Annotated in this window: 10 protein-coding genes and 3 pseudogenes; 11 read left to right on the top strand and 2 right to left on the bottom strand. The window is 43.3% G+C overall.

Annotated features, from left to right (window positions below; translation table 11 throughout):
- Nucleotides 1-815: 815 nt before the first annotated feature.
- From Q0541_RS18110 to Q0541_RS18095, 4 genes are all read left to right on the top strand, one after another.
- Nucleotides 816-2054 carry a glycosyltransferase gene (locus tag Q0541_RS18110; protein ID WP_298912979.1) on the top strand — a complete coding sequence of 413 codons (1239 nt, stop codon included), beginning with the start codon at nucleotides 816-818 and terminating at the stop codon, nucleotides 2052-2054.
- Between the two features lie 279 nt (nucleotides 2055-2333).
- Complete coding sequence (locus Q0541_RS18105; RefSeq protein WP_298912985.1) at nucleotides 2334-4031, top strand: glycosyltransferase; 1698 nt, start codon at nucleotides 2334-2336, stop codon at nucleotides 4029-4031.
- A gap of 43 nt (nucleotides 4032-4074) precedes the next feature.
- Nucleotides 4075-4422 carry a hypothetical protein gene (locus Q0541_RS18100; RefSeq protein WP_298912976.1) on the top strand — a complete coding sequence of 116 codons (348 nt, stop codon included), beginning with the start codon at nucleotides 4075-4077 and terminating at the stop codon, nucleotides 4420-4422.
- Between the two features lie 37 nt (nucleotides 4423-4459).
- Nucleotides 4460-6988 (top strand): mannose-1-phosphate guanyltransferase, encoded by a 2529-nt coding sequence (locus tag Q0541_RS18095; RefSeq protein ID WP_298912982.1) that lies wholly within the window; start codon nucleotides 4460-4462, stop codon nucleotides 6986-6988.
- Nucleotides 6989-7464: 476 nt separating this feature from the next.
- On the opposite strand, the gene Q0541_RS18090 is transcribed toward Q0541_RS18095, so the two are convergent.
- Entirely contained in the window at nucleotides 7465-7773 is a 309-nt protein-coding gene (locus Q0541_RS18090; protein WP_298912974.1) for a hypothetical protein, read from the bottom strand.
- Between the two features lie 290 nt (nucleotides 7774-8063).
- On the opposite strand from Q0541_RS18090, the gene Q0541_RS18085 reads away from it, so the two are divergent.
- The 7 genes and pseudogenes from Q0541_RS18085 to Q0541_RS18055 all read left to right on the top strand — a co-directional run bounded on the left by Q0541_RS18085 (nucleotide 8064) and on the right by Q0541_RS18055 (nucleotide 14711).
- Nucleotides 8064-9095: a chlorophyll a/b binding light-harvesting protein gene (locus Q0541_RS18085; RefSeq protein ID WP_298912972.1), complete on the top strand. Its 1032-nt coding sequence runs from the start codon at nucleotides 8064-8066 to the stop codon at nucleotides 9093-9095.
- A gap of 2 nt (nucleotides 9096-9097) precedes the next feature.
- On the top strand, nucleotides 9098-10327 hold the full coding sequence (locus Q0541_RS18080) for a chlorophyll a/b binding light-harvesting protein (RefSeq protein WP_298912970.1): 1230 nt from the start codon (nucleotides 9098-9100) through the stop codon (nucleotides 10325-10327).
- A pseudogene (fldA, locus tag Q0541_RS18075) lies at nucleotides 10282-10743 on the top strand (flavodoxin FldA); the annotation flags it as partial. The gene Q0541_RS18080 and the pseudogene fldA, both read left to right, overlap by 46 nt.
- A 177-nt stretch (nucleotides 10744-10920) precedes the next feature.
- Nucleotides 10921-11673: an alpha/beta hydrolase gene (locus Q0541_RS18070; RefSeq protein ID WP_298912965.1), complete on the top strand. Its 753-nt coding sequence runs from the start codon at nucleotides 10921-10923 to the stop codon at nucleotides 11671-11673.
- 522 nt (nucleotides 11674-12195) lie between these two features.
- Nucleotides 12196-13230, top strand: a pseudogene (locus Q0541_RS18065) (chlorophyll a/b binding light-harvesting protein).
- A gap of 139 nt (nucleotides 13231-13369) precedes the next feature.
- Nucleotides 13370-14338: a chlorophyll a/b binding light-harvesting protein gene (locus Q0541_RS18060; RefSeq protein ID WP_298912961.1), complete on the top strand. Its 969-nt coding sequence runs from the start codon at nucleotides 13370-13372 to the stop codon at nucleotides 14336-14338.
- Nucleotides 14339-14435: 97 nt separating this feature from the next.
- Nucleotides 14436-14711, top strand: coding sequence for a hypothetical protein (locus Q0541_RS18055; RefSeq protein ID WP_298912958.1), 276 nt, complete (start codon nucleotides 14436-14438; stop codon nucleotides 14709-14711).
- Here the strand turns inward: Q0541_RS18055 and Q0541_RS18050 are convergent.
- A pseudogene (locus Q0541_RS18050) lies at nucleotides 14710-15105 on the bottom strand (AAA-like domain-containing protein); the annotation flags it as partial. The gene Q0541_RS18055 and the pseudogene Q0541_RS18050 sit on opposite strands and share 2 nt — an antisense overlap.
- Nucleotides 15106-15213: the final 108 nt, after the last annotated feature.

Raw genomic sequence — 15213 nt, 5'->3', positions numbered from 1 at the left:
TACCTTAATGGATTATTGTCGGTTTGAGGTACTTCAAAAACTGAGATGCTCCCCTACCAAAGCGCGTTGAACCACATCTGTCTTAAAGGATGTTTTAAAAGAAAGTTCTTTAAGCGAAAAACAAAAGGTTTTAGATCCCCCTAAATCTACGCCACTTGCTTCTCCCTACAGCCCTTCTCAAGACAGGAGACGCACTCGCGTTCGGGCATCCTACGGCAGGCGTTAGTCTTTCCCAATGTGAGAAAGGGCAGACCTGCGCCCTTGGTGGTGACAAGAGTTGTAGCAAGTGGCATGAGACACTGCGCCAACAAGTCGGGCATTGCCCACCTAACCTCTCAGTAGGGGCGCAAAGTCTTGCGCCTCAAAAGTGCGAGTCTTTTAGTGATTTCACTCACTACATTTTCCATTTAGTCGCAATCATCACTTTATATTTATTTCTCTATTTTCTCACTAATGATTTTGGATTGGTATATTAGCTTTATTAAATACTAAAAAATCTTCACATAGTCTTGATAAACTGTATATTTGCTGACTTAGCTGACTTAATGCTACAGTATTAATTAGTTTTTTGTATAAAAAGATTCTATGAAATTTAAAATCGTACTATGAAAACGAGTGGTTAAATTTAAAGTTTAGATGAAGTTTAGCTAAATATTTTGAATTGAGGTACGGGAATTATTAAACTTTTCAAAACAGCTAACTGTAACAAAAGTATTCATTAAATTTTGACTAACCAGGTTTAGTTAAGAAAGCCAGCAGATGTTTGGCTTGATTTCCCTCGGTCTTTACACATCCTCGTTCTGTAATGTGAAATTATGAAGACAAACTCATCCAACTCCCTGTTAACAGTACCAACTGGCCCACTAAAGATTTCAGAGTTGCCCCCTAACGGTGTGGGTACAAGTAGTGAATCTACCCATCTTTCCCTAGTAATTCCTACTTACAAAGAGCGTGACAACATTAAGAATGTGGTCAGCATATTGAGTCAGTTACTGGATGAATCTATTCCAGGAAAGTATGAACTGATTGTGGTAGACGATGATAGCCCAGACCGAACTTGGGAAGTAGCAGAATCCTTGACGAAAGAATACCCACAGTTGCGGGTGATGCGACGCCAACAGGAACGGGGGCTGTCCTCAGCAGTGATTCGTGGGTGGCAAGCAGCTACGGGGAGTGTGTTGGGGGTGATTGATGGAGATTTGCAGCATCCACCAGAGGTGCTGATGCAACTGTTGCGTAGTATTGAGCAGGGAGCAGATATAGCAGTAGCCAGCCGTCATGTAGAAGGAGGTGGTGTAAGTAGCTGGAGTGTTGTCAGGCGTTTCTTGTCTCGTGGCGCTCAGTTGTTAGGCTTAGTGATTTTACCGGGGGTACTGGGCAGAGTTTCCGACCCCATGAGTGGTTATTTTATGGTACGTCGGAGTGCGATCGCAAATGCAACACTCAATCCAATCGGATACAAAATTCTCTTAGAAGTAATCGGGCGGGGAAAAGTAGACCAAGTTGCCGAAGTTGGGTATGTGTTCTGCGAACGCAAAGAGGGTGAGAGTAAGGTGACATGGAAGCAATACATAGATTACATCCACCACTTAGTGCGGTTGCGGCTTTCCACAGGGCGAGTCGGACGATTGAGTAGAAAAGTCAATTTCCCCGTTGGTCGATTCTTCCGCTTTGGGTTGGTTGGCTTTAGTGGTGTGTTTGTGGATTTAACGGTGTTTTACTTGCTGCGGACTGTGATTCATTTAGGTTTAACTCGCAGTACGATTCTTTCGGCCGGAGTGGCAATTATAAATAATTTTCTATGGAATGATTTATGGACTTTTGGTGATATTTCTCGGAGGCAACGTGATCCGCGTCAACGTTTCAAGCGATTCTTGAAGTTCAGTGTGATCTGTTTGGCAGGAGTTATATTACAAGCTCTAATAATTAACTTTCTCTATAATGTCTTGGGAATAAATCAGTATTTAGCTAAGTTGATAGCGATCGGAGTTGCTACCATCTGGAATTTTTGGATTAATTTGAAACTTAGCTGGCGCGTCACCGACGTGAAATAATCACAACGAGGGATTTGAGATTTTGATTTTTGTTTTTAGACTTTAGAACGAACTTAAATCTCAAACGTCAAATCTACAAATCCATTCCTGTGAGGACCAGCAATGAGAGTTTTTTTCCAAGGTGCATTTGATTTTTACAGAAAAATTATCTCGTTGCTACCTGTCTATGCTACCCATTTCCTGTCTCTGGCAGATACAAACTCTGGCTTACAACACAAGCATTGGCATCATTGGCAGACTCGCCTCCCTCCTTCCTGGCTTCACCCCTTGCTGAACTTGATGTGGTTAATCATCGGCATCAACTTGCGCCTAGCCAACTTGACTGCAAAGCCTCCTTGGACTGATGAGTTTTCCACCCTGGTGTTTAGCTTGGGGAATACTTTTTTATCAGTACCCCTAGATCAAGCGATCGCACCTGATATCCTATTACAACCACTGCAACCAAACCCAGCAGCTAGTATTGGTGATGTCATTCATAACTTAGTTACACAAGATAACCATCCACCACTGTATTTTGTGCTGGCTTACTTGTGGATGAAATTATTTCCCAGCGAAGGAGGATTAGTATCGCTGTTTGCTGCGCGATCGCTACCAGCTATAATCGGTGCTGCCTCCATTCCATGTATTTACATATTAGGTAGGCTAGCGTTTCGTTCGCCATTAGTGGGACACTTGGCTGCTGCCATGATGGCAGTATCACCCTACGGCGTCTTTTTAGCACAAGAAGCACGCCAATACAGTTTGGCAACCTTATGGGTAACAGCTTCCCTCACCTGCTTAGTAATTGCCACCCGTCATATTCAAAACCGCACACCTTTACCCATTTGGATAGCACTTCTTTGGGTAGGAATTAATGCTTTAGGTGTTGCTACTCATTACTTCTTCACTCTCACCCTCTGCACAGAAGGTGTAGTTTTGATTTTTCTTGCTTGGCATCAATTGCAGACTAGCAGCAAATTTTCTCTTTTATTTTCTCCTCCCTGGCGGCGCATTTATGCCGTTGCTACAGGTACAATTGTTGCGAGTTTAATTTGGCTACCAATCTTTTTACAAAATAGAAATCGTGATAATTTGACCGAGTGGATTCGAGGTTCTCGCGTCGGACTAGATTGGTTCAGCCCAATTTTTCAAGCTTTAGGAACATTGATTGCAATGATTTCCCTGCTACCGGTTGAATCTTCACAGATATTGGTTGTGATTCCTTCTGGACTGGTAATGTTGACTTTCTTTATTTGGGCAGTACCAATTTTGCTGCGTGGGATCAAGATTCAACTACAGCACCCAGAAAGCCGGATTATGATTCAGGTGTTTGCTGGAGTCATTATCAGTGCGATCGCTTTATTTTTTATCTTTACGTACTTTTTGGGGATTGACCTGACCAGAGGTGCTCGCTATAACTTTGTTTACTTTCCCGCCATTGTTATTTTACTAGGGGCAAGTCTAGCAGTGTGTTGGCATCCTCCCAAGGAATTGATGGGAAGAGAACTAGGGAAAAATGGCATGACAAGCATAGGGAAATGGGGAATAAACGGGAAAAAAGCTGTGATCTTAATTTGGTTAATGGGATTTTTTAGTGCAGTTACAGTATTCTGCAATCTCGGCTATCAAAAATATTATCGCCCTGACCTTTTTGTGCAACTAATCCAACAAATATCCCCAGTGCCAGTATTGATTGCCACTACCCACAAAACTTATGTACACACTGGGGAAATGATGGGGGTAGCTAGGGAGATTAAACTTGCCAATTTACCTCAAAAACCTTTGTTTCTTCTTGCCCATCAAGACCAAGACCCAAATACTTCCACCATTGCTCTGGAAAATACTTTAAAGAAATTACCACGACCTTTTGACTTGTGGCTGGTAAACTTTCACGCACCCGTAGCAGAAACCGTCAAAACATGCGTTAAGTCTGATACTCATTCTTTGCCAAGCATAAACGGCTACGAATATGAACTTTATCATTGCCAGCAGAGTTAATAAGCTGGGGAATAGGGGATGAGGGAGCAGAGGAGAGTTAGATGTGGATTCATCCACCTTTGATACTCGTTCATCCACCTTTGATACTCGTTCATCCACCTTAGATACGCGTTCATCCACATTTGATACGCGTTCATCCACCTTTGATACTCGTTCATCCACCTCAGAACCTCAAAGCTTCCAATGCCCCATGCCCGATACAACTCTTGGAGAGGCTGCGCCAACGGCTTCGCCCAACTCTTGGAGAGGCTGCACCAACGGCTACGCTCAGGACAAGCTCAGTACAAGTGCCCAATGCCCCAATCTAGATGCATCTTGTGGAAGTTCCTCAAATATCAAGATCCATAGCAAACTAAAGAAGGAAGAACAAAACATATTTCATGGGTCTTGAAGCAGCGAAGGCTGTAAATAGCGAAGAAGGAGGATTTATGCGTGCAGTACTCATGGCAGGCGGTTCGGGAACGCGGCTTCGCCCGTTAACTTGCGATCTCCCCAAACCGATGGTGCCCATTCTAAATCGACCAATTGCCGAACATATTATCAATCTTCTCAAACGACATCAAATTACAGAAGTTATTGCAACATTGCATTATTTACCTGATGTCTTGCGAGACTACTTTCTAGATGGCAGCGATTTTGGTGTCCAGATGACCTATGCTGTCGAAGAAGATCAGCCTTTGGGTACAGCAGGCTGTGTGAAAAACATTGCCGAACTCCTTGATGAAACCTTTTTAGTCATTAGCGGTGATAGCATAACAGATTTTGACCTCACGGCAGCGATCGCATTTCACAAACAAAAAAAGTCAAAAGCTACTTTGATTTTAACTAGGGTTCCTAACCCAATTGAATTTGGGGTGGTGATTACCGATGAGGAAGCACGAATTCGGCGATTTTTAGAAAAACCCTCTAGTAGTGAAATTTTTTCCGATACCGTCAACACTGGCACTTACATTCTCGAACCAGAAGTTTTGGAATATATGCCAGCAAACACTGAATCTGACTTTTCCAAAGACTTATTCCCCTTACTACTAGCAAAAGATGAGCCAATGTATGGTTACATTGCTCAAGGTTACTGGTGTGATGTTGGTCACTTAGATGCTTATCGTGAGGCTCAGTATGATGCCTTAGATCAGAAAGTGCAACTAGATTGTGCCTATAAAGAAGTTTCCCCTAAATTATGGGTGGGTCAAAATACTTACATCGACCAAACGGCTGTGATTCAAACCCCAGCAGTGATTGGTGATAATTGCCGCATCGGTGCAAGAGTACAGATTGAGCCAGGAACCGTAATTGGCGATAATGTCACTATTGGTGCTGATGCGAATCTCAAACGTCCCATAGTGTGGAATGGAGCATTCATTGGTGAGGAAGCAGCTCTTTCTGCCTGTGTAATTTCCCGTGGTACTCGTGTAGACCGCCGCGCTCAAGTATTAGAAGCTGCTGTTGTCGGTTCGCTTTCTACGGTGGGAGAAGAAGCCCAAATTAGCCCCGGCGTGCGCGTTTGGCCGAGTAAAAAGATTGAGTCAGGGGCAATTTTAAACATTAACTTGATTTGGGGAAACACCGCCCAACGGAATTTATTTGGGCAACGTGGTGTGCAAGGATTAGCTAATATCGATCTAACCCCAGAATTCGCCGTGAAATTGGGAGCTGCTTACGGTTCTACCTTAAAACCTGGTTCTAAGGTAACGGTTTCTCGTGACCAGCGTAATGTCTCTCGCATGGTGACGCGATCGCTGATTGCTGGTTTGATGTCAGTAGGTATTGATATTCAAAACCTTGATGCTACAGCTATCCCCATCACCCGCACGGTTATACCCACAATGTCGGTAGCTGGTGGTATCCATGTACGGGTACACCCCGATCGCCCTGACTACATTTTGATTGAATTCATGGATGCCAAGGGGATTAATATTTCCAAAGCCCTAGAAAAGAAAATTGAAGGGGCTTACTTTAAGGAGGATATGCGACGGGCGCTAATTCATGAAATTGGTGATGTGTCTTACCCTAGCCAAGTCATGGATCGCTACTGCACTGCTTTTGAGAAACTGTTACATGTTCATACACTCCGCAACAGCCGCGCAAAAGTGGTGATTGACTATGTTTATGCAGTATCGGGGGCAGTTTTACCCCAAATGTTAGATAAATTTGGCGCTGATGCAGTGGTGCTGAATGCCAGTGTGAATAAAACGGCGATGTCTGTAGCTGACCGAGAAGGACTGCTGACTCAGTTAGGTCATGTAGTCGAGGCATTGAAAGCTAACTTTGGTGTGCAAGTCACGGCTAATGGAGAACAGCTAATTTTAGTTGATGAATCAGGCTTCCCAATTCGTGGGGAAACTTTAACAGCACTGATGGTAGACATGATTCTGACGGCTAACCCCAGAGGAACAGTAGTAGTGCCAGTTCATGCTTCCAGTGCTATTGAACAAGTCGCCCGTCGCCACGATGGCAGAGTGATTCGCACCAAAGCCAACCCTACAGCTTTGATGGAAGCTTGTCAGAAAAATCAAAATGTGGTATTGGGAGGTAGTGGAGAGACTGGTTTTATTTTCCCGCAACTGCATCCGGGATTTGATGCCATGTTCTGCATTGCGAAGATAATTGAGATGTTGACTATACAGGAGCGATCGCTTGCTGCTGCGCGGTCAGAATTGCCCCGTGTAATTCACAAAACTTATACAATCCGTTGCCCCTGGACAGCCAAGGGTGCTTTGATGCGTTACTTAGTGGAAACTCACCCAGCCCAAAACCTAGAACTCATCGATGGAGTGAAAATTTGTCAACCCTACGATGACAGTTGGCTGTTAGTTTTACCAGATGCCAGCGAACCACTGGTGCATTTGTATGCAAATAGCAATGATCGCGATTGGGTAGATGAGACTGTAAGAAACTACCGCAGCCGTGTTCAGGCGTTTGTGGAAAGACAACAAGAGTATCAACCTGCCGAAGTCTAATTTGTAATTCGGAATTCGTAATTGAATTTTTTAATTACGAATTCCGAACTACGAATTATGCGGTTTTCGCTTGGATGCAATTGAGAACCATTATATAAAACTTCTGACAATATAGCCCTACTTAATCATTAATGAAAACTTAGATCCCCGACAACTTTTACGAAGTCGGGGATCTGGATACCGTAGATTTTCACAAATCAAATAAGATTGCGATCGCTACTCCTTTCAAGGCATTCTAGAAGCGGTTTGCCTTGTTGCCTTGTTCCCAGTCTCAGACTGGGAATACCAGTTCGGAGGCTCCGCCTCCCTCTCTTGGCGGCAAAGCCGCCAGGGTATGCATTTCCAGCCAGAGACTGGAAACGAGATTTTACGAGGTTTATAGTTTAAGTTGACACTAATAAGCATTGCTATGCCCCTACGAGAAATCTATATGTATCAGGGTTTGTATGAAACGGTATGAGAAGGGTTAAAAATTATTATTGAACATTCGGACATTCAGGTAAATTCTTATCAGCGTATTTGCAATCAAAATAAATTAAAGCTTCCCCAGTAGAGGTGAATGCTCTACTTGTGTAGTATGCTTCACTGTTTGGACTTGCTTCAGATGACCAGATTTTCAAATAGTAATGACTATTATCATCAGTAGACCATAATTCGTAACGGGAATAACCTCCTGACCCCTGACTAGTTAAATAGTCAGCTAGTGCTTTATTTGATGCAGATAGCAAGCTCAATACAGTCAAAACAGGAATTACGGCTACTTTTAGTATTTGGATTAATTTCATAAATGCACAAAAAATTTACCTTCTCTAGCTTCCTTTACCGATGTGTCTTTTCAAATCAGTAACCATTCGGAATATTGTGTGAGGATATCGTAAGGCACTTACCTTGTTGGGGTGCAATGAACCGTCGCCCGCTATTTCAGTTTGTTTCTAAAATCCTTTATAAAACTTTACTTAAATCAAATGATAAAGTTTTGTAATTACTCTGGTAGTATATCTTCATGCTTCTTGAGATAGATATTGATTAAGCTAATAGTTTCAGTTATTTGCAAACTTTCTCAGGAGATAACGCCATGACAAGCGTGGCTGTTCAAAAACCGGAGTCAATTCCCTGGTGGGCAGGGAACGCCCGGTTAACCAACCTCTCAGGTAAGCTTTTGGGCGCTCACGTTGCTCATGCGGGGTTAATTGTTCTCTGGGCTGGTGCAACAACCCTTTTTGAACTTGCCCACTTCAACAGAGCGCAACCAATGTACGAACAGGGCTTAATTCTATTACCCCATCTTGCAACCCTTGGTTGGGGTGTTGGAAGTGGTGGACAGATAGTAGATACCTATCCTTACTTTGTCGTTGGAGTATTGCACCTAATTAGCTCCGCCTTCCTGGGATTTGGCGGTATCTTTCATGCCCTACGTGGGCCTGCCATCTTAGAAGAGAGATTTTCCTTCTTTGGCTATCGCTGGGAAGATGCTAATAAAATGACCACTATTCTGGGTATTCACTTAGTATTGCTGGGTCTGGGAGCAGGTTTATTGGTAGCCAAAGCCATGTTCTTTGGCGGCTTGTACGATTCTACTGTCGGTGAGGTGCGCGTAGTTTCTAGCCCTACTTTGAACTCCGTCGTCATTTTTGGCTACTTATTTGGTGGCGGTGGCAAACACTGGATTGCTGGAGTCAATAACCTGGAAGACTTGGTTGGTGGTCATATTTGGGTGAGCATTCTCTGCATTGCTGGCGGTATCTGGCACATTACCACTCAACCTTTTGGCTGGACAAAGCAGCTTTTTATCTGGTCAGGAGAAGCATACCTTTCTTACAGCTTGGGTGCTTTAGCTCTAATGGGTTTTATTGCCGCTTATTTTGTCTCTGTTAACACACTAGCTTACCCACCGGAATTTTATGGGCCAGCCCTGAGTATTGGGTTTGACCGTTTTCCCTACTTCCAGAGTGGAAATTTACTATCCTCTCGCGTTTGGCTGGCGAATGCTCATTTTTGGCTAGGTTTCTTCTTTCTTCAAGGGCATCTTTGGCACGCTTTACGCGCTGCTGGATTTGACTTTGGCGCTTGGAGAGTCGTCCGTTCAACTCGTGGGGAGGCAATCTAACTATGGCAACTGCAACGATAATCCCGCAGGAATCCGGTTGGTGGGCTGGCAATGCCCGATTCATTAACCTATCGGGTAAGCTTTTGGGCGCTCATGTTGCTCATGCTGGGTTGATTGTCCTTTGGGCAGGAGGAATGACCCTATTTGAAATCACCAAATACGACCTCTCCCGACCGATGTATGAGCAGGGATTAATTTTGCTGCCCCATCTGGCAACTTTAGGATTTGGTGTTGGTGACGGCGGCCAAATTGTTGATACCTATCCTTTTGTTGTAATTGGTGTTTTACATCTGATTAGTTCCGCTGTACTAGGTGCTGGTGGCATTTACCATGCCGTTCTAGGCCCAGCAGTGTTGGATGATAACCCGTCTTTCCCTGGCTTGTTTGGCTACGACTGGAAAGATGAAGACAAGATGACCACGATCATCGGCATTCATTTGCTGTTGTTGGGGTTGGGGGCTTGGTTGTTGGTGGCAAAGGCGCTGTTTTGGGGTGGTCTTTATGATCCAGCAGTGGCATCTGTACGAGTGATTACTGAACCGACTATTAACCCTGGTCGCATCTTTGGCTATCTCTTCGGTGCTTTTGGCAAACAGGGAATGGCAGCAGTTAATAACCTAGAAGATGTCATCGGTGGACATATCTGGGTAGGAATACTCTGCATTGTAGGAGGATTTTGGCACATTCTTACCAAGCCTTTTAGTTGGGCGAAAAAGGTACTGTTTTGGTCTGGTGAGGCTTACCTATCCTATAGCCTGGGCGCTCTGGCTTACATGGGTTTGTTGGCAGCATATTTTGTAACGGTAAATGATACCGTTTATCCCACAGTTTTCTATGGGCCGTTAGGACTGAGTACTACTGCATCGGGAGTGATTACGGTTCGTACTTGGCTGGCAACCAGTCACTTTGCTTTGGCAGTTGTCTTTTTAGCTGGTCATATCTGGCACGCCTTGAGGGTGCGTGTCATAGCGGCTGGACTTGATTTTGAGCGGGGAGTTATCAATCCTGCGAGGAGTCCTGAAATCGGGAATTTCGACACCCCGGTGAATGCTTCTGATATCACCCTGAAGTTGTTAGGAAAGCTTCCTATTTATCGTCAAGGCTTGTCTCCCTTTTCACGAGGGCTGGAAATTGGTATGGCGCACGGCTATTTCTTGATTGGCCCGTTCGTAAAACTAGGCCCACATCTGATGCCGAAAAAATTCGGGATGAGTTTGGTGGTGATGTTGTAACATTACATCCCATTTACGAAGCGGATACTAGCACTTTTGATGAGTATGAATTGCTGATTATTGGCTCTCCCACTTGGGATATTGGTCAACTTCAGAGCGATTGGGAAGGCTTTTTCTCTGATCTAGATGATATAGATTTTAATGGTAAGCTGGTCGCGTATTTTGGTGATGGAGACCAATATGGCTATAGCGATAACTTCCAAGATGCAATAGGAATTCTGGAAGAAAAAATTTCCAAACGGGGCGGTAAAACTGTTGGCTACTGGCCAACTGAGGGGTATGAATTTGATCAATCTAGAGCTTTGAAAAATGGCAAGTTTGTCGGATTGGCACTTGATCAAGGTAGTCAATCTGAGTTAACAGACGAGCGAATTAAAACTTGGGTTGCTCAGTTGAAGACAGAATTTGGTTTGTAGAAAGTAAACTTAAGCCTTGGTGAATGGAATACGCGGCTACACAAACAGGAACTACACCTGCGTGGGTTAAAAGAAAATCAAGGTTTTTTACCCGTGCAGATGGGTAGAGCCTAGTGTAGACGCGTTTTCTAATCGCTCTTATAGCTGAAATTGATAATTCAGAAGTTATAGGTATTTATGTCTAATTCATTTGATGTTCTGTGGTTAAATGCTAGTCCTATTTTGAAGCGTTTTGATCAACCATTACTTAAATACTTATCTGGGTATATAAGCGTCGCCCAGTGGGAATACCATCAAACCAAAGATGAAGCCAGTTCCATAGATCAAGCTGTGGAGTTAGTGGATGAATTTTTAGAATGCCGCGATCGCCCTGTGCATCTTGCAGGTCATGGTATGAGTGGTGCGATCGCCTTAAGCTATGCTCGTCGATTTCCTGAAAAAGTGCGATCGCTCACTCTACTGGCTGTAGCAGCTCAACCTGCAAACAATTGGCACGCTCACTATTACTTTCAACGACAACTTTTTCAGATCAGCCGTGAACTAGTTTTGGCAAGCAGCGTTCGCAGTCTTTTTGGAAATCAACCACCACATACTACTAAGAAGTTAGTAGCTGCCTTAGATAAAGATTTACAACAATCTCCCTCGTCCCACTCTTTGTTTAAGTTGGTTTATTTACCCAAGGGTGGAGTTTCGATGCCAATGATGGTATGTGGTAGCAAGAGTGATCCGGTAGTCAATCCACCTGCATTACATGACTGGTTGAATTGGTTCAAGCCAGAAGATAAGCTCTGGGAATGCCCAGAAGGGTATCATTTTTTTCACTACTTCTATCCGGAACAGGTTGGCAAACAGATTTTGAGTTTTTGGCAATGTCACCATCCGCATCCACTGGAAACATCTGCACTATCCCTAAGCACTTCTACAAATTAGCAATAAAATTCGCTTAAAAAGGCTTGCTCTAATTCCCTCCTTTTTAAAGGAGGTTAGGGAGGATTAAGTCTTAACCCAAGCGGATTGAATTATAAGTGTTCATCCAAACTTGATATCAGCCTCAGAAAAAACTGCAAGCAAATATCAGTTTTTGCTAGCAGCCAAAAGTAGTTAGAGCGGTAATAGTTACTATTGTCGCTTTGCTTATGGTGTCTATTTTTCCTTCCAGTTTTGATGATTACATTTTGTAAAGATATCATCTAAATAAGAATTACTTTCAATAAACTAAGTTTGTAATCTCAATAATTAGTAATTAGCTTCAATAAGTAGAGCATGTGGCAAGAAGTGCTGACCACAATCGGTAACGCCTGCGGTAAATTGAAAGAAGCCCTCCTCCTTCAGGTAAAAGCTTCAGTTCTACACATGTGCTAGCTGATTTTTTGTACTCACGCGACATTTAACTGCTGAAATAAGAACTAATTAATTGAGTATTGTTAGCAACAATCACTAATCGGCTTAACAATGCAGACATACGGCAATCCCAACGTCAAATTTGATTGGTGGAATGGTAACGCCCGCTTCGCCAACCTCTCAGGCTTATTTATCGGCGCTCATGTGGCACAAGCAGCGCTGACGACGCTCTGGGCTGGGGCGTTTACATGGTTTGAACTCTCTCGCTACAATCCCCAAGTGCCTATGGGCGAACAGGGGCTGATTTTACTTCCCCACTTAGCCACCTTGGGTTTTGGTGTAGGTGCAGGTGGTCAGGTAGTCGATACTTACCCTTATTTCGTTATCGGCGCTTTACACTTAATTTCCTCTGCTGTGCTTGGTGCAGGGGCACTTTTCCACACCTTCAAAGGTTCAAAAAACTTAAAAGACGCCACTGGTCGCGCTCGGAAATTTCACTTTGCATGGGACGACCCGAAAAAACTTGGATTTATCTTAGGACATCACCTGATTTTCTTGGGAGTAGGTGCTTTACTCCTGGTAGGAAAAGCGATGTTCTGGGGAGGACTGTACGACTCGACAATTCACGATGTTCGAGTTGTTACCGACCCCACCCTCAATCCCTTGGTCATTTATGGCTATCAAACCCACTTTGCCAGTGTTAACAACTTAGAAGATTTAGTCGGCGGTCATATCTATGTAGGCTTGTTACTCATTGGCGGCGGTATTTGGCACATCCTCATAGAGCCTTTACCTTGAGCGAAAAAGCTTTTAATTTTCTCCGGTGAAGCCATCCTTTCCTACTCTTTAGGCGGTATTGCCTTAGCAGGATTTGTTGCAGCTTACTTCTGTGCGGTGAATACCTTAGCTTATCCGGTGGAATTTTATGGCCCTATCTTGGAACTAAAACTCGGAGTTAGTCCTTATTTTGCCGACAGCATTAAGTTAGCTAACGGTGGTTACACTTCCAGAGCATGGTTAGCAAATGCCCATTTCTTTTTAGCTTTCTTCTTCTTGCAAGGTCATCTGTGGCACGCCCTACGAGCAATTGGCGTTGACTTTAGCCAAATTGAAAGGGCAATAAATGCCATAGGTAGCGAGTCGTAAAACAATTTTAGATTTTAGATTTGGGATTTTAGATTATGACAATCTAAAATCCGTCTTGGAAAGTTCTGTTCGTCAGAAATCGGCGCTCAGACTTTCCGCAAAATCTCAAAATTCAAAATGCTCATAAGGGTATTTAACTATGACAATTACAACTGATAGAACCTTAGCAGAAGACACAAATTCATCGTGGTTAGTGGGTAATGCCCGTTTAATTGATTTGTCTGGTCAATTATTAGGCGCTCACGTTGCTCATGCAGGCTTAATTATGTTTTGGGCGGGAGCAATAACAATATCTGAAGTTACACGCTTTGTTCCTAGCGTACCAATGTATGAACAGGGATTGACTTTGTTACCCCACTTAGCAACTTTGGGCTGGGGTGTAGGTGCTGGAGGTGAAGTAGTTGATACCTATCCCTATTTTGTAATTGGCATTTTGCATTTAGTTGCATCTGCTGTGTTGGGTGCAGGTGGACTTTTTCATGTTTTTCGTGGTCCGGCAATTTTATATAATGTCGGTGGACAGGTGGCGAAATTTCACTATGAATGGAATGACCCGAAACAATTGAGTTTAATTTTAGGTCATCACATAATTATTCTGGGTTTGGGAGCCTTTTTGTTAGTGCTAAAGGCAATGATTTTTGGCGGAATTTATGATACTAACGTGGGAAATGTCCGCCTGATTAGCAATCCCAATTTAAACCCAGGAACAATTTTTGGCTACTTAGTTGGTTTGAAAGATGGTAGCTGGACTCCTTTAGGGATGGCAAGTGTTGACAACTTAGAAGATGTCATTGGTGGTCACATTTGGGTTGGCTTCATCTTAATTGCTGGTGGCACGTGGCATATTCTTGTGCAGCCTTTTACATGGGTAAGACGAATTTTACCGATTGAAAATGGTGAAGAAATTCTTTCTTACAGCTTGCTGGGTTTAGCTTTGATGGCTTGGATTTCTGCCGTATTCGTGGCATATAACACGACAGTTTATCCAAGAGAGTTTTACGGTTATGAACGTCTGGGATTGGCAGATATTCAGTTCTTCCTTGGTGTAGTGGCCTTCTTAGGTTATGTTTGGCACTATTGGCGATCGTCGCATCAAGCTAATAGTTAATTAAGTTTCGCTCAACCCTAGCTAAATAAAGTCCTATGCCTGCGGTTAACAGCAGTGGACTGCGGGCATTTTTTTGGAATTTTTAGGAGGATAACTAATGTTAACTATGATTTTGTGGGCTTTCTGTGGTTGGACAATAATGATTCTATTTATTGGTAGTGTCTGGTTAACCCTAAAAAAAGGGATAATTCATTTAAAAACGCTGCATGAAATTCCCTGCTCTGGTTGCGAATATTTCACCAACGACTACCGCCTCAAATGTACTGTACACCCAAAAAAAGCTTGTTCTGAGGAAGCGATCGCCTGTATTGATTTTGAGCCGAAAACTTCTGCCTGTAATGCTTGCAACAAGGGGCGACGAAAGCTTTGTTAAATTTACCAAAAATCTGCACATCAGAAAAGCGGGAATTTTCTTCCCATAACTCATCGATATCAAACTGCTCACCTAAGTTTAAACTTTCAGAACCAGCAATAGTATCAATAATCCCAGAATACCATTGTTCAGACTTTAGCCCTGATGTCCCAATTGCAGTTAAATCAATAGATATACAAGCAATTCCTTCACCCTGTAACCTTTGCATTGTGCGGACACGCAAACTAGATTTACCCATTTGTCGAGAGTTGAGGACAAAACAAAACTCTCCAGCTTTCACAGCCTGATACAAATCTGCATCAGCTTGGCGTGTGACGTAGGTAGGTGCATTAGCAGGAAGACTACCACCAAATTGATATTGATAATCTTGGGGAACAGGCGAATTTATAGTCATACTTTATATGGCTAATAGTTTAAATTATACCTAAAAATCATCTTGAGGTACTCCAAAGTCGTGTTGAGGTACTTCAAAGTCGTGTTGAGGTACTTCAAAGTCGTGTTG

The organism is uncultured Nostoc sp., from assembly GCF_937863485.1.
GTDB lineage: Bacteria > Cyanobacteriota > Cyanobacteriia > Cyanobacteriales > Nostocaceae > Nostoc.
The sequence above is the reverse complement of the archived record's forward strand: the minus strand, read 5'-3'. Positions and strand labels throughout refer to the sequence as shown.